The organism is Mesorhizobium sp. CNPSo 4671, from assembly GCF_057784245.1.
The window spans coordinates 307,074-329,119 of record NZ_JBWLUW010000008.1; the positions used below are offsets into that span (position 1 = coordinate 307,074).

General features: G+C 62.4%; 23 protein-coding genes. 13 read left to right on the top strand and 10 right to left on the bottom strand.

Annotated features, from left to right (window positions below; translation table 11 throughout):
• The first annotated feature begins 73 nt into the window (after positions 1-73).
• The 5 genes from AC04SF_RS23385 to AC04SF_RS23405 all read left to right on the top strand — a co-directional run bounded on the left by AC04SF_RS23385 (position 74) and on the right by AC04SF_RS23405 (position 6,426).
• Positions 74-1,660, top strand: a complete 1,587-nt coding sequence (locus AC04SF_RS23385; protein WP_488479696.1) for a zinc-binding metallopeptidase family protein — start codon at positions 74-76, stop codon at positions 1,658-1,660.
• A gap of 40 nt (positions 1,661-1,700) precedes the next feature.
• Positions 1,701-2,633 (top strand): dimethylarginine dimethylaminohydrolase family protein, encoded by a 933-nt coding sequence (locus tag AC04SF_RS23390; protein WP_488479697.1) that lies wholly within the window; start codon positions 1,701-1,703, stop codon positions 2,631-2,633.
• A 220-nt stretch (positions 2,634-2,853) separates the two neighbouring features.
• Complete coding sequence (locus AC04SF_RS23395; protein ID WP_202350801.1) at positions 2,854-5,007, top strand: transglycosylase domain-containing protein; 2,154 nt, start codon at positions 2,854-2,856, stop codon at positions 5,005-5,007.
• 272 nt (positions 5,008-5,279) lie between these two features.
• Entirely contained in the window at positions 5,280-5,864 is a 585-nt protein-coding gene (locus AC04SF_RS23400) for a DUF1214 domain-containing protein (RefSeq protein WP_488479698.1), read from the top strand.
• Positions 5,857-6,426, top strand: a complete 570-nt coding sequence (locus AC04SF_RS23405; RefSeq protein ID WP_027034350.1) for a DUF1254 domain-containing protein — start codon at positions 5,857-5,859, stop codon at positions 6,424-6,426. Before AC04SF_RS23400 ends, AC04SF_RS23405 begins: the two co-directional genes overlap by 8 nt.
• Before the next feature lie 61 nt (positions 6,427-6,487).
• Here the strand turns inward: AC04SF_RS23405 and AC04SF_RS23410 are convergent, their stop codons facing one another.
• Positions 6,488-6,673 (bottom strand): hypothetical protein, encoded by a 186-nt coding sequence (locus tag AC04SF_RS23410; protein WP_096456218.1) that lies wholly within the window; start codon positions 6,671-6,673, stop codon positions 6,488-6,490.
• Between the two features lie 210 nt (positions 6,674-6,883).
• On the opposite strand from AC04SF_RS23410, the gene AC04SF_RS23415 reads away from it, so the two are divergent.
• Positions 6,884-7,918 (top strand): hypothetical protein, encoded by a 1,035-nt coding sequence (locus AC04SF_RS23415; protein ID WP_488479699.1) that lies wholly within the window; start codon positions 6,884-6,886, stop codon positions 7,916-7,918.
• Here AC04SF_RS23415 and AC04SF_RS23420 read toward each other — a convergent pair.
• The 3 genes from AC04SF_RS23420 to AC04SF_RS23430 all read right to left on the bottom strand — a co-directional run bounded on the left by AC04SF_RS23420 (position 7,896) and on the right by AC04SF_RS23430 (position 10,836).
• On the bottom strand, positions 7,896-8,243 hold the full coding sequence (locus tag AC04SF_RS23420; protein WP_488479700.1) for a DUF1491 family protein: 348 nt from the start codon (positions 8,241-8,243) through the stop codon (positions 7,896-7,898). The genes AC04SF_RS23415 and AC04SF_RS23420 overlap by 23 nt on opposite strands.
• A 69-nt stretch (positions 8,244-8,312) precedes the next feature.
• On the bottom strand, positions 8,313-9,113 hold the full coding sequence (locus AC04SF_RS23425) for a peptidoglycan-binding domain-containing protein (RefSeq protein ID WP_488479701.1): 801 nt from the start codon (positions 9,111-9,113) through the stop codon (positions 8,313-8,315).
• Positions 9,088-10,836, bottom strand: coding sequence for a sensor histidine kinase (locus AC04SF_RS23430; RefSeq protein WP_488479741.1), 1,749 nt, complete (start codon positions 10,834-10,836; stop codon positions 9,088-9,090). Before AC04SF_RS23430 ends, AC04SF_RS23425 begins: the two co-directional genes overlap by 26 nt.
• Positions 10,837-11,369: 533 nt before the next feature.
• Here AC04SF_RS23430 and AC04SF_RS23435 point away from each other — a divergent pair.
• Together AC04SF_RS23435 and AC04SF_RS23440 are read left to right on the top strand one after the other, a co-directional pair.
• Positions 11,370-11,720: a DUF5330 domain-containing protein gene (locus AC04SF_RS23435; RefSeq protein ID WP_488479702.1), complete on the top strand. Its 351-nt coding sequence runs from the start codon at positions 11,370-11,372 to the stop codon at positions 11,718-11,720.
• Between the two features lie 119 nt (positions 11,721-11,839).
• Positions 11,840-12,268, top strand: coding sequence for a SufE family protein (locus AC04SF_RS23440; protein WP_096456208.1), 429 nt, complete (start codon positions 11,840-11,842; stop codon positions 12,266-12,268).
• Between the two features lie 93 nt (positions 12,269-12,361).
• On the opposite strand, the gene AC04SF_RS23445 is transcribed toward AC04SF_RS23440, so the two are convergent.
• The gene (locus tag AC04SF_RS23445; RefSeq protein ID WP_010915014.1) at positions 12,362-12,787 is read right to left on the bottom strand and encodes a Ros/MucR family transcriptional regulator; all 426 of its coding nucleotides are present in this window, start codon (positions 12,785-12,787) and stop codon (positions 12,362-12,364) included.
• A gap of 439 nt (positions 12,788-13,226) precedes the next feature.
• Positions 13,227-13,595 (bottom strand): SH3 domain-containing protein, encoded by a 369-nt coding sequence (locus tag AC04SF_RS23450; RefSeq protein ID WP_488479742.1) that lies wholly within the window; start codon positions 13,593-13,595, stop codon positions 13,227-13,229.
• A 116-nt stretch (positions 13,596-13,711) separates the two neighbouring features.
• On the opposite strand from AC04SF_RS23450, the gene AC04SF_RS23455 reads away from it, so the two are divergent.
• The 3 genes from AC04SF_RS23455 to AC04SF_RS23465 all read left to right on the top strand — a co-directional run bounded on the left by AC04SF_RS23455 (position 13,712) and on the right by AC04SF_RS23465 (position 17,003).
• Positions 13,712-15,835, top strand: a complete 2,124-nt coding sequence (locus tag AC04SF_RS23455; protein WP_488479703.1) for a S9 family peptidase — start codon at positions 13,712-13,714, stop codon at positions 15,833-15,835.
• A complete protein-coding gene (locus AC04SF_RS23460; protein ID WP_488479704.1) occupies positions 15,832-16,458 on the top strand; it encodes a LysE family translocator in 627 nt (208 codons plus the stop codon). Before AC04SF_RS23455 ends, AC04SF_RS23460 begins: the two co-directional genes overlap by 4 nt.
• 155 nt (positions 16,459-16,613) lie before the next feature.
• The gene (locus AC04SF_RS23465; RefSeq protein WP_488479705.1) at positions 16,614-17,003 is read left to right on the top strand and encodes an SET domain-containing protein; all 390 of its coding nucleotides are present in this window, start codon (positions 16,614-16,616) and stop codon (positions 17,001-17,003) included.
• 7 nt (positions 17,004-17,010) lie between these two features.
• On the opposite strand, the gene AC04SF_RS23470 is transcribed toward AC04SF_RS23465, so the two are convergent.
• The 4 genes from AC04SF_RS23470 to AC04SF_RS23485 form a co-directional block, all read right to left on the bottom strand.
• Entirely contained in the window at positions 17,011-17,958 is a 948-nt protein-coding gene (locus AC04SF_RS23470; RefSeq protein WP_488479743.1) for a cytochrome c, read from the bottom strand.
• A gap of 9 nt (positions 17,959-17,967) precedes the next feature.
• Positions 17,968-18,405, bottom strand: a complete 438-nt coding sequence (locus AC04SF_RS23475) for a c-type cytochrome (RefSeq protein WP_488479706.1) — start codon at positions 18,403-18,405, stop codon at positions 17,968-17,970.
• Positions 18,406-18,564: 159 nt separating this feature from the next.
• The gene (locus AC04SF_RS23480; RefSeq protein WP_013532667.1) at positions 18,565-19,164 is read right to left on the bottom strand and encodes a superoxide dismutase; all 600 of its coding nucleotides are present in this window, start codon (positions 19,162-19,164) and stop codon (positions 18,565-18,567) included.
• A 176-nt stretch (positions 19,165-19,340) separates the two neighbouring features.
• Entirely contained in the window at positions 19,341-20,219 is an 879-nt protein-coding gene (locus AC04SF_RS23485) for a branched-chain amino acid aminotransferase (protein ID WP_488479707.1), read from the bottom strand.
• 155 nt (positions 20,220-20,374) lie between these two features.
• Here AC04SF_RS23485 and AC04SF_RS23490 point away from each other — a divergent pair, with 155 nt between their 5' ends.
• Entirely contained in the window at positions 20,375-21,037 is a 663-nt protein-coding gene (locus AC04SF_RS23490; RefSeq protein ID WP_096456195.1) for a haloacid dehalogenase type II, read from the top strand.
• A 168-nt stretch (positions 21,038-21,205) separates the two neighbouring features.
• Positions 21,206-22,036, top strand: coding sequence for a L,D-transpeptidase (locus AC04SF_RS23495; protein WP_096456193.1), 831 nt, complete (start codon positions 21,206-21,208; stop codon positions 22,034-22,036).
• The last annotated feature ends 10 nt before the right edge of the window (positions 22,037-22,046 follow it).

Below are 22,046 nucleotides of genomic sequence, written 5' to 3' on the forward strand. Positions count from 1 at the left end.
GGTGAACCGAATTTGCACGAACCGGGAAAACATATCACTTTTTGGCGAGCCGCTTCACTGCTTTCTTTGACGCATGGACAAACCGGTGACGACATCGGCGCAAGAGACGGCCCTTGCCTGCCTCGACGGCATCCAGCCGCTGCTGTCGGCGTGGACGCGCACTATTTTCGATTTCGGCGAGACCGCCTGGCGCGAATACCAGTCTGCCGCCTGGTATGTGGAGCGACTTAAGCGGGAAGGTTTTGCCGTCGAGGAAGGCTCCGGCGGCATGCCGACGGCGTTCTGCGCCCACTGGACGAACGGCGCGGGGCCGACGATCGGTATGTATGCCGAATATGACGCCGTGCCGGGCAACTGCCAGGATGCAGTAATGGTGAAGCAGCCGCGGCCCGGCCTTGGCGTCGAGGCCGGCGGTCACACCGACCCGCATTCGGGGTTGGGCATGGCAAGCCTTGGCGGCCTGCTCGCCACCAAGGCAGCGATGCAGCGCCACGGCATCCCAGGCACGCTGCGCTTTACCGGCGAACCGGCCGAAAAGGTGCGCGGCTCGAAGCCGATCCATGCGGCAAAAGGCTATTATGACGGCCTTGCCGGCATGATCTCCTTCCATCCCTTCTACATGCTGCCGCTTTGCAACACGGCGCGCTGGGACACGCATTGCGGTGCCGCCTACGCCATGATCTACCGCTTCATCTGCGACGAACCCGAAAACTGGGTTCGCGTGGGAGACGGCGCGCCGATCCCGCAGGCGCATTCGGCGGTCCGCGCGCCTGGTGCCAACGACGCGCTGATGACGATGTACATGGCCTCCAAGGCGCTGCGCGATTCCATGCTGCCGCATCAGGGCGGCTGGTCGATCAGCGAGGCGATCCTGACGGCGGGCCAGGCGACCGCCGACAATCTGCCGGCGGGGCTGGCCGAGATCCAGTACATGATCCGCGTGCCGACCATCGGCATGGCCGAGCAGGTGACAGCCGTACTCGACCGCAATGCGGCGGCTGCCGCCGCGATCAGCGGCTGCCGATACGAACGTCACTGGGTGTCGAAGTCGCGGCCGGGGCTGGCCAATCACGCCATGGCCGAGATCGCCTATGAGGCGCTGTCGACGGTCGGGCCGCCACGCTGGGACGAGGCCGCCAGGGCGATCGGTCGCGAAATCCAGGTCAACGCCGGCGGTACCGCAACCGAAAACCCGTTCATCGATGAGCTGGAGCGGCTGATCGCACCAAAGGAAGCGGAAGCGATCCTGCGCCGCGACCTGCCGCCCTCACAGGTGAATTCAACTTCCGACGACTACACCGACATGAGCTGGCACGCGCCGACGGCACGCTTCTACGTCGCGCGCCCGGCGCTACGCTCGGCACGCGGTCACGCCTATCCCTCCTGGGTGATGAATGCGCTGGGCGGCATTTCCGCCACCATCGATCCGATGGTCACTTGCGCAGCCAAGACCGTCGCGCTGGCGGCGCTGCGCCTGCTCGAGGACAGAACCGCCCGTGATGCGGCGATGGACGAGTTCGTCTCTCGCACCGGCGGCGGCGTTGGCGGTTCGAACTGGATCGCGCCGCTCTGCGACTACGAGCCGCCGATCCATTTCCGCTGGCCGGAATATGTCACCACCGCGCGCGGCCGCGACTGGTGGATCCCAAGCCATGCATGACCCGACCAACTCTTGAGAACAAGCCCATGAGGAGAACCGCATGACCGTTCATGATCGCATCGCCGCCGAGCCGTTTTCGCTGCAGCGCCGCAATCCGGCCGGCGGCACCAAGCCGCTGACATCATGGGGTTTCGCCAACGAAACCGATGTGTTGACCGACGTGCTGCTCGGATCGCCGAATTTCCTGCGCCATCTGTCGACCAGCTCGCTGTCCAGGAAGCATCTGCGCGAGGCGCCCTGCAACGTCCAGATCGCGCAGGCGCAGCACAAGGATTTGGTCGCCGCCTACGAGCATTTCGGCGTCAACATCCACTGGCACGAGCCGACGCCGGAACTGCCGATGCAGGTCTATTCCCGCGATTCCAGTGTCATGACGCCCTACGGCGCCATCATCACCGCCATGGCCAATTGGTGGCGGCGCGGCGAGAATTACGCGGCGATCCGCACCTATGAAAAGCTTGGCATCCCGATCTACGACATGGTCACGGCCGGCACCTTCGAGGGCGGCGACTTCAACGTCATCGAGGACGGCGTGGTGCTGATCGGCTGCGGCGGCGCCCGCACGCAGGAAGAAGGCGCCCGCCAGGTCCAGTCCTGGTTCGAGAAAGAGGGCTGGGAAACGCGGCTCGCCTTTATCGACGAATATTACGTCCACATCGACCTGATGGTCGTGCCGATCGCCGAAAAGCTGACCGCCGTCTGCCTCGCCTGCACCGAACCCGGCATTGTCGACTGGCTGAAGGGCAAGGGTCACGAGATCATCGATGTCCCCTTCCAGGACACGATGGCGCTCGGCTGCAACTTCATGTCGCTCGGCAGGGACAGGGTGATCGCGCCGACCTCGAGCCAGACGCTCATCGGCCAACTCAAGGCGCGCGGCTTCGAGGTCGCGGCCGTCGACATGAGCGAGATCTCCAAGACCGGCGGCGGCATCCACTGCATGGCGCAGGCGCTGAAGCGCGAAGCGGCCTGAACTGCCAGACCCTTCCTATCAGTCCGCCCGCCTGCTGTGATCAGGCGGGCGGACGATCGGATAGGACCGTTCCCTGCCCTCTTGTCGACAAACCTTGCAGCTGTGTCCTTGTCGCCCTTGTGGGCGCCCATAAAATGGATGAATAGTCGGGACAGGGCGCTGCCCTGAAATTGCCGGCTTGCGGTTTTCAGGTCACGCCACAGCCGAGCCGGGTTTTTGAATGGTCAGCCCTGAACCGCGCAAGAGAAGAGGTCCGATCGCGTCGCGCCTTCTGGCGCTTGACGCGTGGCTCGATTCCTCGCTCTACGAGATCGGGTTCAAGGCGCGGCAGTTCTGGGAAGCGGCGACAATCTTCTCGCGGCGCTTCCGTCTCAAGGGCTGGCGGCGCGGCATCATCGAGATTTTGAGCGAAGGTTTCACGCTGGGCGCCGGCGGCATCGTGGTAATGCTGGCGCTGGCCATTCCGGCTTTCCAGGATACGGCCGGCGACTGGCGTGCCCAGGGCGATTTCGCCGTCACATTCCTCGACCGCTACGGCAACGAGATCGGCCAGCGCGGTATCATTCAGCGCGATTCCGTGCCGGTCGACGAGATGCCCGACCATGTCATCAAGGCGGTGCTGGCCACCGAAGATCGGCGTTTCTTCGACCACTACGGCATCGACGTGCTCGGCCTGTCGCGCGCCATCTTCGAGAATGTGCGGGCGAATTCCGTCGTTCAGGGCGGTTCCAGCATCACCCAGCAATTGGCCAAGAACCTGTTCCTGACCAATGAGCGCACGTTCGAGCGCAAGATCAAGGAAGCCTTCCTGTCGCTGTGGCTCGAAGCCAATCTGTCGAAGAAGGAGATCCTGCAGCTCTATCTCGACCGCGCCTATATGGGCGGCGGCACGTTCGGCATCGAGGCGGCGGCGGATTTCTATTTCGGCAAGAGCGTCAAGGACCTCAACCTTGCCGAGGCGGCGATGCTGGCCGGCCTGTTCAAGGCGCCGACCAAATATGCCCCGCACATCAACCTGCCGGCGGCGCGTGCGCGCGCCAATGTGGTGCTGTCCAACCTGGTCGATTCCGGCTTCATGACCGAGGGCCAGGTGCTGCAGGCCAGGCTGCATCCGGCCGACGTCGTCGACCGCGGCGAACAGAAGAGCCCCGACTATTTCCTCGACTGGGCCTTCGACGAGGTCAAGAAGATCGCCAAACCGGGGCAGCATTCGCTGGTTGCCCACACCACCTTCGACGCCAACATCCAGAAGGCGGCCGAGGAGTCCGTCGAGTTCCACCTGCGCCAGTTCGGCAAGGAGTACAACGTCACCGAAGGTGCCGTGGTGGTCATCGAGACCAATGGCGCGGTGCGGGCGATCGTCGGCGGCCGTGACTACGGCGCCAGCCAGTTCAACCGCGCCACCAAGGCGCTCCGCCAGACCGGCTCTTCGTTCAAACCCTATGTCTACGCCACGGCGATGGAACACGGTTTTACGCCGAACTCGATCATATCAGGCGGGCCAATCAGCTGGGGCAACTGGTCACCGCACAATTACAGCGGCGAGTCGGCCGGCAACATTACGCTGATCATGGCGATGGCCAAGTCGATCAACACCGTACCTGTGCGGCTGGCCAAGGACCATCTCGGCATCGCGCCGATCAAGGCGATGGCCGAGGCGATGGGCGTGGAATCGCCGCTCGAAGCGCACAAGACGATGGTGCTCGGCACCTCGGGCATGACCGTGATGGACCAGGCGACGGGCTACAGCGTGTTCGCCCAGAACGGCTTCGTCGGCTCAAGGCACGGCATCACCCAGCTCGTCACCCGCACCGGCGACGTGGTGTATGACTGGACCAAGGACGCGCCACCGCCGCACCGGGTGCTCTCCGAGCAGGCGCTGAAATCCATGAACACCATGCTGGCGGCCGTACCGGTGATGGGCACGGCGCGGCGTGCGCAGATTCCCAACATCGTCGTCGCCGGCAAGACCGGTACGACGCAATCCTATCGCGACGCCTGGTTCGTTGGCTTCACCGGCAACTACACGGCGGCCGTATGGCTGGGCAATGACGACTTCACCCCGACCAAGAACATGACCGGCGGCTCGCTGCCGGCGATGGTGTGGCAGCGCCTGATGGTCTACGCGCACCAGAACATCGACCTGAAGCCGATCCCCGGCATCGACAAACCCTTCGTCGACGAGGACACCGCAGCCAAGGCCGCGGAAGCGCAGAAGAAGAGCGAGGAACAGGCTGCGGCCGACGCTGCCGCCGAACGGCCAGCGGTGCTGTCGAGCCGAACCACGCAGACGCTGAGGGACATGACGCAATTGTTCCAGTCGGCACCCAAACTTAACGCCCCCACCCCGCCCGAAACGCTTTCGGCGTTGTGACTTTAGCGCCTCTTCCTTCTCCCCCCTGTGGGAGAAGGTGGATCGGCGCGAAGCCCCGAGACGGTTGAGGGGTGCGTGACGGATCGCTGTCGGTGCCAAGCTGGAGCACCCCTCATCCGACCTCGCTTCGCGAGGCCACCTTCTCCCACAAGGGGAGAAGGGAAGACCGCTCCTAACCACAGCTCTTACATCCAAATCGGAAGCCTCCGCTTGCCACAAGGCCCCACGCCGCGATATCCCCGAACGGCAATCCTTCGCGCACGCGGCCCTTCATGCTCAAGAATGTCTTCCTGATGCTGCTTTCGCTTGCCATAGCCATTGGCGGCGGCGGCGCCAGCGTCTGGTACGCACTGAAGGTCCAGGACGGTGTCGGCGCTATCCGGATCGGCCAATGGACCGCCTTTCCCGACATCGGCACACCAGCCGCCGACCCCTATTCCAAGGCGCGCGTGGCGCGCGAGGGCGTGCTTGCACTCGGCCGCGCCGAAGGCCTGTCCTTCGTCGCGGAAAATGACGCGGCCGGCGACCAGCTCAAGCGGGAATGCAGCTACAGGATAGAGGGCGGATTCCCGACCGCCCGCTTCTGGACGCTATACGCCGCCGACCAATCGCTCGGCGTCGTCGAAACCGGCAAGCCGCGGCTTGCAGCACTTCAGTCCTACGAGGTGCTGCGCCAGCCCGACAATTCGGTGATCATTTCGGTCGGCCATCACCCGATGTCCGGCAACTGGCTCCTGACCGACGGTTCCGGACGGATGTATTTCGTCCTGACCTTCTACGACACGCCGATCGCCAGCAGCACCGGCCTGTCGGACGTGTCGCTGCCGAGGATCGTGAAGGCCGGCTGCGATGCGTAATGTCCTGGCCGCGCTGCGCCGTCTTTTCCATGCTGTCCTGCTCGGCCTGGTCGGCGCCGGCATCGTGCACATCGTAGTGCTGCTCCTGGTGCCGGAATTTTCCGAACGCGATGCCTGGTCGCGGCTGTCCATGGCGTCGGATCTCTACCGGATGAACCGGCTCGATGCCGAGGCGGGCGGCGCGCCGGTGGTGAAATCGGTCGACCCGCTGTTCTATGCCACGGCCTGCCGTTTCGACCTTGAGGAAGGCATGGTCCGCATCAAGGCGCCGGGCAATGTCCCCTTCTGGTCGGTGTCGGTCTATGACCGCAACGGCCACAACATCTATTCCTTCAACGACCATACCGCGACCGGCGGCAAGCTTGATGCGGTCGTGCTGACGCCGGCGCAGATGATCGACGTGCGCAAGGACTTGCCCGAGGATTTGCAAGGAGCGATCTTCGTCGAAGCGCCGATCGACGAGGGCATCTTCGTCATCCGCAGCTTCGTGCCGGACGACAGCTGGAAGCCGATCGTGTCGCGCTTTCTCGATCAGAGTTCCTGCGAGCTGCAGGATTTCTAGGTCAGTTCATCAGGGCCTAGAGCCAACGGCCTGACGGATCAGGTCGCGGCTTCAGCAAGGCTCAGTGGTGCGGCACCGGCGTCCGCGGCGATCCCGGCTTGTCGGGCCCGACAGGCCGCGTCTCGCCGGTGCTGGACCGCTCATAGCGGATGCCGGGAAAGATGATCACCGCCGCCGGTATTTCGGTGGTTTGCTTGGCTCGATTGGTCGGTGCCGCACGCGGCACGAAAGACAGTACCATGCCCATGATTCGCGCATTCCTCTCGGTTTCCCCGGAGCACAACGCAACGCCTCCAAATATCATTAAGGCAGGCAGAGGGTTAACGGAGCGCTAACGGATCGTCGCTAACTTGATCTTTGTCTTGGGGTCAGGACGTTCTGACCGGGGCAATCGCGAAACCGACATAGTCCCGGTTGAGCGCGATCAAGGCTGTGTGTCGAGTATCGGGTATCCTTCGTGTCATCTTCGGACTTCAGGCAAATCGCGATACGGACGGAATCGGGCAAGGCCGAAAGGCTGTTCCGCGCCGCGGTGTCGGCGTTCTGCTCGCTGACCCGCCCGTCGCGCCGCGAGATCGGCCAGCTAGAAGACCTGACGCTGCCGCTGTTCGACGATGTGTCCGTCGAATCGCGGCGCTACGTGGCCGCCGCCCTTTCCGAATGCGAATATGCCCCTGCGGCACTTGTGCGGCGCCTCTGCGAAGAACCGGTCGACATTGCCGCGCCGCTGCTGATCCGCTCGCGCGCGGTCAGCGATATCGACCTGATCGCATTGATTGGCCGGCATGGGCTGCCGCATGCGCGCGCCATAGCGCGCCGCAAGGACCTGAACCCGACTATCGCCGATCTGATCAGGGTGCTCGAACGGCCGACACTGGTGCGGGTGCGCGATCCGGAGGTGCAAGCCCCCGCGGCACCAACCGTCGCAGTCGCAAAAGTGGAAGCGGCCAAAGACAGTGCGACAGGGCAACAGTCCGCCGGCATTGCCGCCGAGAATGCGCGGCGCAGGCTGCGCTCCATGATGCGCACCGGCGACGAAGCATCGGCGGCGAAGGTCGATGCGTTCCCTGGCGCGGATACCTACGTCAAACTGCGCGAGACGGCGCTGACGGGAAACGCCGCATTCTTCCAGACCGCGCTTGCGGACGCCCTCGACATTGATTTCTCGACCGCGCGATCGCTGATCGCCAACCAGAACTATGCCTCACTGCTTGCAGCACTGCGCTCGCTCGACTTCAGCGAGGACCGGTCCTTCCTGATCACGGTCGCCATCTATCCCGGCCTGTTCCCGCATCCGCAGGCCATCCGCACTTATCTCGACCGCTACCGCCTGCTGCATCGCGATGTGGCGCTGGACAGGGTTCGGAGCTGGAAAGCCGAGACCTTGTCCAGGATGGTTCGTGACGCTTCGCCCGCAAACAGCGACAGCCGCAAGGCCTCGAACAGCGACGAAGCCACGGCTTCCGGCCTCAGGGCGTCTTCACGGAAATAAGCTCCTCGACGGGAAAGGTGCCAGCCTCGATCTCGACCACCCAGATGTCGGGATCGAACTTCTTTTCCCTCTCAAGACGGGCATCGAGCACGGCCGGATCATCGCCGGCGGCGAGAAGGCTGAAGAAACGGTCGTCGGGCTTGGCTGAATCGTAACTTGTCTGCGGCGCCGGCCCGTAGAGGGCGACCTCTCCCAGCCTGCCCCGTACCAGCACGAAAACAGCACCGGCCTCAGTCGCGCCGCGATTGACCACGGCAGCGAAACCACCGGCGCCGAAAACCCGGCGCAACAGAGCCGAGACCCAGAAATCCGATGTGACGCGCATGAGAGAAACTCCGAAAGCGTGCGGCTATCTAGCGATATTTCCGCAGCTCCGCGAGCCGTCATTTCCGGGTCAATTGGTCAGGCCGATCTCGCGCATCTTGACGTAGACGATCTCGTCGGGCTCGCCGGTCTGCGGCAGCCCGAACAGCGACTGGAATTCCTTGATCGCCGCCTTGGTGCGCGCGCCGACGACACCATCCAGCTGCATGTCGTCATTGCCGAACGCCTTGAGCCCCGCCTGGATCTTGACTATGCGGGGGTCGGGTCCCTGAGCCGGGGCGGCCCCCGTCTGCCCAGAATTTGTCTGCCCGGAATTTGTCTGCAAGGACACCGGAACGGCGGCCGGCGCCACGTCGGGACGCGGCTGCGGTTTCGGCACCGAAGCGGTCTTCGGCGTTGCGCCAAGCTGATCCAGCAGCAACGCGTCGATCTCGCCGGAAGCGTTGAGGCCGACCTTCTGCTGATAGGCCTGTATGGCCTTGCGCGTGTTGGGGCCGGAAATGCCGTCGACCGTGCCGGAATAGAAGTCGAGGTCCTTCAATATGCCTTGCACCTGCTCGACCACCGGATCGCCCTTCATCGGTGCGGGCGCCGCATTGGGCCGCACGATGTTGATCGTCGTCTCCGGCTCGTCAGAGGTGGTGTGCGGAAAACCCTGGAAGTGGCGGGTGGCGAAGAACGCCCCGGCATGCGGGAAAGGCTGATACCACAGCGCATTGGCCGAGACATAGAACAGCGTCACCAGGAATGCCGTCGATCCGCCAACCAGGACGGGATTGCGCGAAATCACCCCGCCGACGGCGATGGCGCCATCTTGAAAGGCGTTGCTGCGGCGCTTGACCGCCTTAGGCTGTTTTGCGGAGCGAGCCATTTCTGTCCCCTTTCGCCCTCGTCATCGGCATCGTCAGCACCCCTGCCTGGTTCGCCGGGCGCCCCTTCGGCCCGTTGACCGGCAGGCTGATGGTCACCGTGGTGCCCTCGCCCGGCATGCTTTCGATCGACATGGTGCCTTCGTGCAGCGCCACCAGCCCCTTCACCAGTGACAGGCCAAGGCCGGTCCCCTCGAAGCGGCGCGTGTAGTCGTTGTGGATCTGCGTGAAGGGCTTGCCGAGATTGGCGAAATCCTCCTCGGCAATACCGATGCCGGTATCCCTGACCCAGAAATGCAGGCGCGAACCGATCCGCTTGGCGCCGACGACGACATCGCCACCATCGGGCGTGAACTTGATCGCATTGGAGACCAGATTGATGAGAATCTGCTGCACGGCGCGGCGATCCGCATTGATGTCGCCGGCGTCGGGAGCGATCTGCGTCTGCAGGTCGATGTTCTTGGCCTGAGCCTGCAGCCGCATCATCGACTGGCACATGTCGACGGCTTCCATGAACCGGAACGGCTCCGGTTCCGCCGTGTAGGCGCCCGATTCGATCCTCGATACGTCGAGTATGGATGTTACGACGGCCAAAAGATGCTGGCCTGAATCCCGCACCAGGGTGACATATTCCTTCTGACGCGGATCCTTGAAGGCGCCAAACATCTCATGCAGCAGCATGTCCGAGAAGCCGATGATGGCGTTCAACGGCGTGCGCAGCTCATGGCTGACCACCGCCAGGAACCGGCCCTTGGCCACTTCGGCGGCAGCCGCCGTCTCATTGGCCTGCGCGAGTTCCTCACGCAGCCGGGCCGTCTCGTCATTCTCACGCAGCACCAGCGTGAAGACGTCGCTCTGTTCCTCGCCACGGACCAGTTCGAGCAGGAACGGCCGATAATTGTCGGCCATCGAGCGCGCGTCATTCTGGCCATTGCCGTTCTGAGGCAGCCTGATGCGCAATTCGAGGCGGCGCGAGGCAGCACCGTCACGCAGGTCGGCCAGAGCGCTGAGATAGGAGACACGGTCCGACAAATGGACGCGGTCGAAGAAGCCGGTTCCGGAAAGCAGTTCCGGCGGCAATTTCAAAAGCGTGCGCGCCTTGGCGGACGCATCGAGCACCTCGCCGTGGCGGGCGATCCGCAGGACCACCGCATCGATAATGTCTTCCAGCCGGTCGCCGGTATCCAGCGCATCAGCCGCACCGGCGCTATCGCCAAACGCCGACACGCGCGGGATCAGCGTCAGTGCCCAGGCCAGCGGCACCAGCCAATGCCAGGCCGCGATCTGCGCGCCCGCGAAGGGCAGGAAGGCCGCAGCGAGAGGCTGAAGGGCAATGGCTGCAATAGCAGAGACCACTCCCCACAGGGCCGTGCGCCGCGAGGCGCCGATCCACCAGACTTCGAAGGGTAGCGCCACGGCAAGCATGGCGACAGGAGAACTCAACCCGCCTGCGGCGGCGATCAGGCCGCCAAGGGCAACAGCCGCCATCGCCAGGGCGATCGGTGCCGCCGCGGCCATCTTGCCGGTCGCCGCCACCAGCAAGGCGACGAACCAGCACAGACCGAAGGCCGCGAAGATGGCGGCCACGGTCACCGCGGCACCCATGCCTGATGTCACCAGCGTGACCGCGGCACCGGCGGCAAAGAACGGCGCCGCCAGCATGACGCCGATGAAGCGGCGCTGGCGCTCGCGGCCGCTCTGCCCGAGAATCGAGGGATGGACCATACGTTCGCAGCCGGCGGCAATCGCGCCAGGCAATTCAGCGTATCTGGCCTTGATCGGCATCAACTCAACGCACTCGCACTCGTCGTGAACAGCTCTGCTTTTGCAGATTGTTTTGATTGGCTCTGAAACTCTCATCCAGCGTTTAAGGAATGGATAAGGCAGCGCCGACCAAAGCCCGGCCTGTGGCAAATATCGGGATGGCGGGGGGCGAAAACCCGGGCAAATGCCGCCATAGTAAATGGAGGGTTATCTGCAAACGCCTGCCGTCGGCGGATCATGGGACGGAAGAGAACCGCCCGAATTCCAGGAAACCGTAATGGAAACAACCAGATAAATGGTTATCAAGGGGTAACGAAAATCGTCCTGATATGAAACAAATCCATGGCAAAACGCTTCGTTTCGAATTTGCCTAAAATTTGAGGAAAATTGTCGCTGTGCGCGCAAGCCGTCCTTTGTGCCTGTGTGCCAACATCCTGCCCATAAAAGAGGTCATGCCATATGACGCATGATCCGGTCACGACGAAAGGCAAGGCATGTTCTTCCTGATAAGAATGGCTTTCTGGTTTTCACTGGTGCTGCTGGCGCTGCCGCTGAGTGTCGGTTCCGACGAACCGGGCCAGGAAAGCGTCGGGCCTATCCAGGCCCTGTTCGCGGCCCGCGACGCGGTGGGCGACATTGCCGGCATCTGCGAGCGCAAGCCCGATGTCTGTGAGACCGGCAAGTCGGCGATGCACACCATCACCGCGCGTGCCAAGGAGACCGCCAAGATCGCGGCCGCCATGCTGGACGACAAGTCCGCCGGCCCCGACACCTCGACCATGACAGCCAGCGTGCCGCAAGAGGTTGTCCTGCCCGAGACCGTCAACTTGCCGATAAAGAATTAGGCTGCCGATAAAGAATTGAGCCGTTTCGACGGCGCACCGCGGGGCGTCTGCCCTCTCGACGCCCGCGGTGTCCTTGTTTTTTCCGTGACGCGGCGCCGCTGCGTGACTATATCCGGGTCATGACGACCACGATCCAGACGATCCGCGACGATTTTTCGTTCCTCGACGAGTGGGAAGACCGCTACCGCTATGTGATCGAACTGGGCGAGGCTCTGCCGCCGTTTCCAGATGAGGAGCGCAATGCCGCCAACAAGGTGCCTGGTTGCGTCAGCCAGGTCTGGCTGACCACCGAACGGGGACCGGGCAACGATCCGGTCATTACCTTTACCGGCGATTCGGACGCCCATATCGTGCGCGGGCTTGTCGCCATCATGCTGGCGCTGTTTTCCGGAAGGACTGCCAGCGAAATCCAGAAAACCGATGCGGAAGCGACGCTGAAGGCACTCGGCCTGGACGAGCACCTGTCGCCGCAGCGCGCCAATGGCCTTCGCTCGATGGTCAAGCGCATCAAGCGCGATGCCGAGATGGCACTCAAGCAGACCGCCTGACGCCCCTCCAGTCGGCATGACCGTGACGCGTCCCCAAAATCAAACGGCGCCCGAAGGCGCCGTTGATGTCGGTTCGACCTGACAAAGCGGCGATTACCGCGCCTTGCGCTTGCGGCCAAGGCCCATCTTCTTGGCGAGCTGCGAGCGGGCTGCCGCATAATTCGGAGCAACCATCGGATAGCTCGGGTCGAGATTCCACTTTTCGCGATACTGGTCCGGCGTCAGATCATAGTGGGTCATCAGGTGACGCTTGAGCGACTTGAACTTCTTGCCGTCTTCAAGACAGACAATGTAGTCGTCATGAACCGAGCGCTTGGGGTTGACAGCCGGCTTCTGCTTGTCGGCAGGAGGCTGTTCGGCGGTTCCGCCCACACGCCCGAGAGCGGCATGGACATCGGATATGAGGTTCGGCAGTTCGCCGACCGGCACGGGATTGTTGCTGACATAGGCGGCCACCACATCGGCGGTCAGTTCGATCAGCGCATCATTGTTTCTGGAAGGTGTTTCGACAATATCCATGGTTCAGGCCCCAACAAGAGTTACGTCGATATGCGCCCTTTTTTACAGGCAGGGCTTCGCACGAATTTTGTGCAGGTAGAGTTCCTGCGATTCGTGTCACGGGCACATCAATGGGCCTGCTGCGCAAGTAAGTCAATTCGACCCTGGCTCTATATTGAACGATGCTGATCAAATATTCCCGATTCAGCTTCAATCTTTCGTGCATTGTGTAATTTTTCGATATTTTTTCGTCGAAACCAGCAGCGGCTGACGTTACGTCAATTCCTCATTACATTCGCAATAGCTCACAAAACCCGCCTCAATGCTTCGCTTTGCTTGATCATCGAGAAGGCAATCTTGGTTGTTCACATCTGTCCACAAAACCGCAGGTTGCTGCTCCTCTTTTTCGCCGGCAACCGGGCGTCATGGCTCGCCTCACGACCAGTTGCTGGTTGGTCGATCAATACGGGGTTATGTACTTGCCGTAGGCCCAGCCGGTCACGAAGGCGCCGTTCTTGGCCGGGTCGTGCCAGACCTCGCACCAGCGATAACGAATCGTGTGCTGTTGCTTCCATGCCGGTTGGTTGGCGATGTCGAGCAGGTTTGTGCCACCAGTGCATCGTCCGGTCATCTGCAGGACGGTCCCGTTCGGGTATGCGGCCTGCTTCTGCGATGTGCCGGACGGATATTTACGCACATTGAGCGTGTCGCCGAACGGCACATTGGCCACTTGCCAAGCCGCGAATACGGTCGCATGAGACTGGCCAACAAAGACCAGAGTTAGCGAAGCAACGGCGAAAGTCGCGGCAATCCGAGATCGAACAGTCATCATCTTTCCTCCCGGCCCATCTCCTGGAGCCGATACCACCTCTAGGCCGCCGCCCTTGAACCCACCCTGATCGGCGTGTTCATTCACCATTCAAGATATTTCCCAAGCGAGACGCAATGACCAAGACTTCCCGATTTCCGATCGTCAGCCCGCCAACACCGCAGAAGCGGCCGGTTATCGACACGCATCACGGCATCACGCGAACCGACGAATATGCCTGGCTTCGGGCCGACAACTGGCAGGAGATGTTTCGAGATCCTTCCCTGCTCGATGCGGGCATCCGCGCCGAACTCGAAGCCGAGAACGTCTACCAGTCGAAGCTGATGGCCGACACGGTCGAGCTCCAGAAACAGCTTTTCAAGGAGATGAAGGGCCGCATCAAGGAAGATGATTCCTCCGTTCCGATGAAGGACGGGCCTTATGCCTATGGGTCTTCTTTCAAGCTCGGCGGCGAGCAGCCGCGCTATTTCCGCATGCCGCGCGACGGCGGAACCGAGCAGATCCTGCTCGACGGCGACCTTGAGGCGGAAGGCAAGGCCTATTTCCGGCTCGGCGGCGTCGATCATTCGGCCGATCATCGCAAGCTGTTGTGGGGGTTCGACGACAAGGGTTCCGAGTTTTATACGCTGCGCGTGCGCGACCTTGCCAATGGCAAGGAACTGGCGGACCAGATTCCCGCCACCGGCGGCTCGGGTGTATGGGACGCGGGCAATGACGGGTTCTTCTATACGCGTCTCGACCCCAACCACCGGCCGTCGAAGGTGCTGTTCCACGCGCTGGGACAAGACCCTGAAAGTGACCGCCTGATCTATGAGGAAACCGATCCCGGCTTCTTCATGAATGTCGACGGTACCCGCAACAATCAATGGATCATGATCGGCATCAACGATCACGAGACCTCGGAATATCGCCTGTTGAGCGCCAGCGATCCGTTTGCCGAACCCAGACTGGTTTCGCCGCGCGAAACCGGCCTTCAATATGAGCTGGAGGAAGGTGGCGACACCTTCTTCATCCTGACCAATGCGGACGGCGCCAAGGACTTCAAGATCATGACGGCGCCGGCAAGCGATCCGGTCCGCGCCAACTGGCAGGAACTGGTGGCGCATGAGCCGGGCCGGCTGATCCTGTCGGTGATCGGCTTCAAGGACCATATGGTCCGGCTCGAGCGCAAGGAAGGCCTGCCGCGCATCGTCGTGCGCGACCGCGCCAATGGCGAAGAGCATCTTCTGTCGCTCGATGAGGAGGCTTTCTCGCTCGGTCTCTCGGGTTCTTATGAATACGACACCGAAATCATGCGCTTTTCCTATTCGTCGATGACGACGCCGGCGCAGGTGTTCGACTACAATATGCGCACCCGCGAACGGGTCTTGCTCAAGACCCAGGAAGTGCCATCCGGCCATGATGCGGACCATTATGTCACCAGGCGGCTGATGGCACCCGCCGCCGATGGCGAGTTGGTGCCGATCTCGCTTCTGCACCACCGAGACACGCCGCTCGACGGATCGGCACCTTGCCTGCTTTACGGATACGGCTCCTACGGCATCACCGTGCCGGCGGCGTTCAACACCAACTGCCTGTCGCTGGTCGACCGCGGCTTCGTCTATGCCATCGCTCATGTCCGTGGCGGCAAGGACAAGGGTTATGGCTGGTATGATGACGGCAAGCGGGCGCACAAGATGAACACGTTTACGGATTTCATCGCCTGTGCGCGCCACCTCGTTGCCGAACGCTATACCGCGCATGACCGTATGGTCGCGCAAGGCGGCTCGGCCGGCGGCATGCTGATGGGTGCCGTCGCCAATATGGCGCCGGACTGTTTCGGCGGCATCGTCGCCGAGGTCCCCTTCGTCGACGTGCTCACCACCATGCTCGACGCGACCTTGCCGCTGACGCCGCCGGAATGGCCGGAATGGGGCAATCCGATCGCGTCGGCCGACGACTACCGCACCATCGCCGCCTACTCGCCCTACGACAATGTCGCCGCACTCGACTATCCGCCGATCCTGGCGCTTGCCGGCCTCACCGATCCGCGCGTCACCTATTGGGAGCCGGCCAAATGGGTGGCGCGGCTGCGCGACCGCAAGAGCGGCGACAATCCGGTGCTGTTCAAGATCAACATGGACTCCGGCCACGCCGGCGCGTCTGGCCGGTTCTCAAGGCTTGAGGAAATCGCTTATACCTATTCCTTCGCGCTGAAGGTGACGGGCAAGCCGCAGCTCGCCGAGGAACCGCTCAAATGATCGATCTGTCCACGTTGATTGCCTATGTCGCCGTCGTGCTCGGCTTTGTCTTTATTCCGGGTCCGGCCACGCTGCTGACGATCGCCCGGGCAACGAGTTCGGGAACGAAGGTCGGGATCGCGACCGGTGCCGGGATCGCGGCCGGCGACATATTTCACACGATCATGGCGATGGTCGGCATCTCGGCGATCATCGCCACGTCGGCGACGCTGTTCAGCATCGTAAAATACATCGGCGCAGCCTACCTTGTTTACCTCGGCATCCGCGCGATCATCGAAAAGTCGCCGACCGATCCAACTGCCGGCGCGCTTGCGATCTCCGCCGGCAAGGCGTTTCGGCAGGCTGTCCTTACCGAGGTGCTCAACCCCAAGACCGCGCTTTTCTTCCTCGCCTTCCTGCCTCAGTTCGTGCGGCCCGAAAACGGAACGGTGATGCTTCAATTGGCCGTATTGGGAATTGTCTTCGTGGTGCTCGGTCTTTTCAGCACGGTCGTCTTTGCCGTGAGCGCCGGTCGCCTCGGCGCTTTCCTGCGCCGCAATCCGACCGTGCTGAAATGGCAGGGCAAGGTTGTCGGCGGCATCTACTGCGCCTTGGGCGTGCGTCTGGCGCTGCAGCAACGCTGAAGGCTCCCAAGACGGCACGTTCACTTTTGGATTTGGCGATCATGACTTTTTGAATTCCGCATCGCTCATTTCCACTCGCAATTGCGATGGTCGCGCGTTACCCAATGCACGACTTTCCCGGGGCGATGAAGCCCGCACTCGCACAAGGGTCCATTATGCTGCTCGTCGACGTCTATCTCGACAAATCGCCCATTCAAGGCATCGGTGTCTTTGCCAAGCACCACATCCCCAGGGGCACGCTGATCTGGAAGCTCGACCCCCGCTTCGACCGGATCATCGACGTCGAGACCTATGAGGGCGAGACCGGGCCGGTGAAAAACTACCTCGACCGCTATTCCTACCCGGACCGGCGCGATCCGTCCTACATCGTCTTCGAAGCCGACGACGCCCGCTACATGAACCATGACGACGAGCCGAATTGCGACGTCTCCTCACCCGAGGAAACCTACGCCTTGCGCGACATCGCACCCGGCGAGGAACTGACCTGCAACTACAATCATTTCTTCGAGACGGGCTTCGATTTCCTCGGCGACCGGCACCTCTAGTCGATAATCAGCTCGCCGGCTTGCGTGCGGGATAACCATTCGGGTGCGGCGGTACTGACTTGAGATAGGCGGCGATCGCGGCCCGGTCCTCCGGTGCCAACTCAGCCATATTCCGCTGCACGTCGACCATCGCGCCGCCAACGGAATCGAAATCGGGCGTGAAGCCGGTTTCGAGGTAGTTGGCGATATCGGCTTCCGACCATTTGGCGACGGCGCCGGCGCCCGATGTGATGTTGGGCACAATGCCCGAACCTTCGGCGGCCACGGCACCGGCAAGCCATTCGCTTTTCTTGATGCCGCCAGCGAAGTCGCGCGATGTGTGGCATTCGCCGCAATGGCCCGGCCCTTCGACCAGGTAGCGGCCGGCCATCACGGGCTCAGGCGTGCCAGCGGCCAAGGCAACAACAGGCTGGTCGCTGAGATAGAGCCGTTTCCACAGGCCGATGCCGCGACGGATGTTGAAGGGAAAACCGAGCGAATTGGCCGGCGCCTTGCCGGCGACCGCCGGCAGCGTCTTCAGGAAGGCGTAGAGATCGGCAATGTCCGATGGCTTCATGCGGGCGTAGGACGCGTAGGGAAAGGCCGGATAGAAATGCTCGCCGGACGGTGAAACGCCCTTGAGCATGGCGTTGGCGAGGTCCCCGACCGACCACGAACCGATGCCGTCCTTGGGGTCTTGCGAAATGTTGGGCGGAACAAAGGTGCCGAACGGGGTCTTGAGTTGGAGGCCACCGACCAGTTGAAGCCGGGCATCGCCCTGCGAACCCGGCTTCGCGTGGCAGGAAGTGCAGCCGCCGGCATAGAAAATGCGCTTGCCCTTGGTCGCGTCGCCCGGCCCGAGTTGCGCCAGGGCCGCGGCATCCAGCTTGACCGGCGCCGACAGCAGCCAACCACCGGCCGCGCCGACGCCGCCCAGGACGAGGGCCGCGCCGACGAGCTCCTTCAGCCATGCCATGTCAGGCAATCAGCCCTTCTTGACCCGGTAGGTCTGGTGACAGGTGCCGCAATCGCCACCGAGGGTGTTAATCTGCCCCTTCAGCGCATCAACGTCGGCGGGAGCAGCAGCGGTCGCGGCCTTGACGTCGGCGAGATATTTGTCCTCGGTAGCCTTGAAGCCTGCCATGTCTTCCCAGATCTTCGGACCCGCCGTGGTGTCGCCGGCATCGCTGCCTGCAGGGAACAACGCGTCCACGTCGAGCTTCTCAGCATTTGCCTGCAACGCCTGGAGTTGTGTAAGCACGGCTGCAGCATCAAAGGGATCCTCGCCCTTAGCCACTTTCGCCAAGCCGCCGACGATCTTTCCGCGCTCCTTCATCAGAGCCTGCCGGTCGATGATCGGATCGGCAAAGGCCGCCGAACCGGCGAAGGCGAGCATTGAGATGGCGATGACAAGCTTTCTCATTCATTTGGCTCCATGAAGGTATCTTGGGACACGACGTTAACGGATGCAGCGGACGGAATATTCCCTCTCCTCGGATGGTTTTTCCGGGCCTTCACAGCCACTGATATCGGCAAAGAAAAAGAAAAGCCCCGGGAATGCCGGGGCTTTTCTGATGATCGACTACTTCGCCTTTTCGTAGAGTTCCAGCACATGATCCCAGTTGATCAGGCTGTCGACGAAGGCCTCGAGATATTTCGGGCGGGCGTTGCGGTAATCGATGTAATAGGAGTGCTCCCAGACGTCGACGCCGAGGATCGGCGAAGCGCCATGAACGAGCGGATTTTCACCGTTCGGGGTCTTCGAAATCGCCAGCTTGCCGTCCTTGACGGAAACCCAGGCCCAGCCCGAACCGAACTGCGTGGTGCCCGCGGCGATGAAATCAGCCTTGAACTTGTCGTAGCCGCCGAGATCGCTGTCGACTGCCTTCTGCAGCGCGCCAGGCAGCTTGTTGCCGCCGCCGCCCTTCTTCATCCACTTCCAGAAATGGATGTGGTTGTAGTGCTGGGCTGCATTGTTGAAGAGACCGGCATTCTTGCCGAACGACTGCTTGACCACCTCTTCGACCGACAGGTCGCCAAGACCCGCCTCGGCGGCCAGCTTGTTGCCGTTGTCGACATACGCCTTGTGGTGCTTGTCGTGGTGATACTCCAGCGTCTCTTTCGACATGTAGGGCTGCAAGGCCTCATAGTCGTAGGGCAGAGCGGGCAATTCAAAAGCCATGGGTAGTACTCCCTCGTGGAAAAATCCGGTGTGGATACCGGATTAAGATAGGTCTGGATTGAGCTGGGGCAACTCCGGAAGTGAAGCGCCGGTACCCTTTCTAAGCGGGTTCCAGAAAACTGTCACACGGTTTTCCCGCGCGAACCGCGCAGCGACAAAAAGGCCGGGCCGGCGCGTCAGCCAGCCGATTTCGAATGCGCCCAGTCCCAATAGAGCTCGCGCGCCTTCTTGGCTACCGGCCCGGGTTGCAGGTTACGATCCTCGATACGCGTGATCGGCACCACCTTGGAATGGTTGCCGGTCGAAAAGATTTCGTCCGCTTCGAGGAAATCGCGCACCGACAGCGTCTTTTCCGTCGTCTTGAAGCCATACTCGCCCAGCAGCGTCATCGTGCGCGAGCGGGTGATGCCGGACAGGAAGGTGCCGTTCGGCGCCGGCGTCAGCACGTGGCTATCCTTGACCAGGAAGATGTTGGAGCTTCCGGTCTCGGCGACATTGCCCAGCATGTCCAGCACCAGCGCATTGTCGAAGCCACGCATCTTGGCTTCAAGGATGGCACGGCCATTGTTGGGATAGAGGCAGCCGGCCTTGGCATTGGTCGGCATGGTTTCGATGGTCGGACGCCGGAACGGCGACACGGTCACCGAAAAGCCGGTCGGCGAGATCATCGGCGATTCATAGAGGCAGAGGCAGAAACGGGTCGAAGCGGGATCGGCCGGCACGCCCATATAGCCGCCATGCTCGGCCCAGTACATCGGCCTGATATAGACCGCCGTCTTGCCGTCGAACTTCTTCAATCCATCCCAGGTCAGCCCGACGATCTGTTCGGGCGACATGTTCGGCTTGAGGCCAAGCGCGATCGCCGAGGCGTTCACCCGCCTGGCATGAAGGTCGAGGTCGGGCGCCACGCCCTCGAACCAGCGCGCGCCGTCGAACACGCTGGTGCCGAGCCACATGGCGTGGCTGCGCGGCCCCAGTATGGCGACGTTGCCCTCGTACCAGTCACCATCGACGAAGGTCCATGTCGCGGATTGCGCCGCTGCCGCCAGTGTCATTGCGTTATCCCGTTCCGATCAATCTTGTGTGACAACATTGGATGATGCTTTGGCCGCTGCCGTCAACGGGCATAGGGGAGTTTTGTTGAGGCCAGCGGCGGGCGCGATGCAATCAAGGCTTGCACCTTGCCCCGCCTCGCCTCAAAACTGTTGCCATGCAATACGCCGCCTATGTTTTCGACGCCTACGGCACGCTGTTCGACGTGCATGCCGCCGTGCGCCGCCATGCCGACCAGATCGGACCCGACGGCCAGTTGCTGTCCGAAATCTGGCGCGCCAAGCAGCTCGAATATTCCTGGGTGCGTACGCTGATGGGCGCCTATGCGGATTTCTGGCAACTGACAGAACAGGCGCTCGACTTCGCCTTGCGCAAGGTCCCTTCGGCAGATCCCGGTCTCAGATCAAAATTGCTGGAAGCCTATTGGCGACTGGATTGCTACCCGGAAGTGCCGGCCGTGTTGAAGGCGCTCAAGGCTTCGGGAGCCAGGCTGGCGATCCTTTCCAACGGTTCTCCCGAAATGCTGGAAGCGGCGGTCAAATCGGCCGCGCTCGACCAGGTTCTGGACGACATCTATTCCGTCGATGCGGTACGCCGCTTCAAGACCGATCCAGCGGTCTACGACATGGTCGCCACCGGCTGGCGGCTCTATCCCGGTGCGGTGTCCTTCCAGTCCTCGAACCGCTGGGACATTGCGGGCGCCACCAAATTCGGCTTTCGCACGGTGTGGATCAACCGCTCCAACCAGCCCGAGGAATACCGGGACTTCCCACCGGCCCTGATCCTGCCGACCCTCGAAGCATTGGTGTCCGGCAGCTAGGCCTGTGGCCCTGGCGCCACAGTGGCGGCGCAGTCACAGCTTCGCCTTTGTTTGTCCACGTTCGGGCCAGAATCGGAACCGCCTATCGCCCCAGGTGTTGTCAGGCACCTGCAACGGCGATCGGCGTATTGACGCTTTGTTGCGATTTGAGTCTTAAAGAAGGCAGTCATGTCCATAACCGAAATCGAATCCTATCGCCTGAGCCGTCGCGGCTTCCTCAACGCCGCAGCATTGGGCGCCGCCTCGATCGCGGTTTCAGCATGCGCCACCACCGGGCCGGGCCCGGTAGAGCCACCGCCGCCAACCTATGTCGAGCCGCCGCTTGCCGATTATGCGTCGATGTACGCGGCCGTCAGCGATGGCGGCTTCGACCTGCCGGCCATCCCCGTCGACAGGATCGATCCGCAGTTCCTGCGCCAGATCGTTCCCGACCCGACCGGGCAGAAGCCGGGAACCATTGTCGTCGATACGACAGGCCATTTCCTCTATCTGGTTCGTCCAGGCGGTCAGGCGATCCGCTATGGCGTCGGCCTCGGCCGCGCCGGCTTCGAATGGTCGGGCGACGCTGTCGTCCAGTGGAAGCAGAAATGGCCGAAATGGACGCCGCCGGATGAAATGGTCGCCCGGCAGCCGGAATTGAAGCAGTACAGCGCCGACAATGGCGGCATGCCCGGCGGGCTGAAAAACCCGCTCGGCGCCCGCGCGCTCTACCTCTTCCAGGGCAATGTGGACACGCTTTACCGCCTGCACGGCTCGCCGGAATGGAAGTCGATCGGCAAGTCGGTCTCATCCGGCTGCGTGCGCCTGATGAACCAGGACATCATCGATCTCTACGACCGCGTGCCGTCGAAGACTCCTGTCATCGTGACCAGCGATGCCAGCCAACCGCAGGTGGCGGCAGCGACGGCGAACCACAAGGCCATCCCGATCGACGCCGGCGTGCCCGACGGATCGGTGCTGCTCGGGCCGGTCAAAGCGGTCACGAACGCGATCTTCTGATCCGATTGAA

Bases quoted from the DNA above. Each gene is read 5' to 3' on its own strand.
- AC04SF_RS23405 (WP_027034350.1), top strand. From the start codon at position 5,857: ATGCGTAATGTCCTGGCCGCGCTGCGCCGTCTTTTCCATGCTGTCCTG.
- AC04SF_RS23445 (WP_010915014.1), bottom strand. From the start codon at position 12,787: ATGGATATTGTCGAAACACCTTCCAGAAACAATGATGCGCTGATCGAA.
- AC04SF_RS23435 (WP_488479702.1), top strand. From the start codon at position 11,370: ATGTTCTTCCTGATAAGAATGGCTTTCTGGTTTTCACTGGTGCTGCTG.
- AC04SF_RS23460 (WP_488479704.1), top strand. From the start codon at position 15,832: ATGATCGATCTGTCCACGTTGATTGCCTATGTCGCCGTCGTGCTCGGC.
- AC04SF_RS23475 (WP_488479706.1), bottom strand. From the start codon at position 18,405: ATGAGAAAGCTTGTCATCGCCATCTCAATGCTCGCCTTCGCCGGTTCG.
- AC04SF_RS23395 (WP_202350801.1), top strand. From the start codon at position 2,854: ATGGTCAGCCCTGAACCGCGCAAGAGAAGAGGTCCGATCGCGTCGCGC.
- AC04SF_RS23490 (WP_096456195.1), top strand. From the start codon at position 20,375: ATGCAATACGCCGCCTATGTTTTCGACGCCTACGGCACGCTGTTCGAC.
- AC04SF_RS23495 (WP_096456193.1), top strand. From the start codon at position 21,206: ATGTCCATAACCGAAATCGAATCCTATCGCCTGAGCCGTCGCGGCTTC.
- AC04SF_RS23410 (WP_096456218.1), bottom strand. From the start codon at position 6,673: ATGGGCATGGTACTGTCTTTCGTGCCGCGTGCGGCACCGACCAATCGA.
- AC04SF_RS23455 (WP_488479703.1), top strand. From the start codon at position 13,712: ATGACCAAGACTTCCCGATTTCCGATCGTCAGCCCGCCAACACCGCAG.
- AC04SF_RS23420 (WP_488479700.1), bottom strand. From the start codon at position 8,243: ATGCGCGTCACATCGGATTTCTGGGTCTCGGCTCTGTTGCGCCGGGTT.
- AC04SF_RS23385 (WP_488479696.1), top strand. From the start codon at position 74: ATGGACAAACCGGTGACGACATCGGCGCAAGAGACGGCCCTTGCCTGC.
- AC04SF_RS23425 (WP_488479701.1), bottom strand. From the start codon at position 9,113: ATGGCTCGCTCCGCAAAACAGCCTAAGGCGGTCAAGCGCCGCAGCAAC.
- AC04SF_RS23470 (WP_488479743.1), bottom strand. From the start codon at position 17,958: ATGGCATGGCTGAAGGAGCTCGTCGGCGCGGCCCTCGTCCTGGGCGGC.
- AC04SF_RS23440 (WP_096456208.1), top strand. From the start codon at position 11,840: ATGACGACCACGATCCAGACGATCCGCGACGATTTTTCGTTCCTCGAC.
- AC04SF_RS23485 (WP_488479707.1), bottom strand. From the start codon at position 20,219: ATGACACTGGCGGCAGCGGCGCAATCCGCGACATGGACCTTCGTCGAT.
- AC04SF_RS23430 (WP_488479741.1), bottom strand. From the start codon at position 10,836: ATGGTCCATCCCTCGATTCTCGGGCAGAGCGGCCGCGAGCGCCAGCGC.
- AC04SF_RS23465 (WP_488479705.1), top strand. From the start codon at position 16,614: ATGCTGCTCGTCGACGTCTATCTCGACAAATCGCCCATTCAAGGCATC.
- AC04SF_RS23450 (WP_488479742.1), bottom strand. From the start codon at position 13,595: ATGACTGTTCGATCTCGGATTGCCGCGACTTTCGCCGTTGCTTCGCTA.
- AC04SF_RS23400 (WP_488479698.1), top strand. From the start codon at position 5,280: ATGCTCAAGAATGTCTTCCTGATGCTGCTTTCGCTTGCCATAGCCATT.
- AC04SF_RS23480 (WP_013532667.1), bottom strand. From the start codon at position 19,164: ATGGCTTTTGAATTGCCCGCTCTGCCCTACGACTATGAGGCCTTGCAG.
- AC04SF_RS23390 (WP_488479697.1), top strand. From the start codon at position 1,701: ATGACCGTTCATGATCGCATCGCCGCCGAGCCGTTTTCGCTGCAGCGC.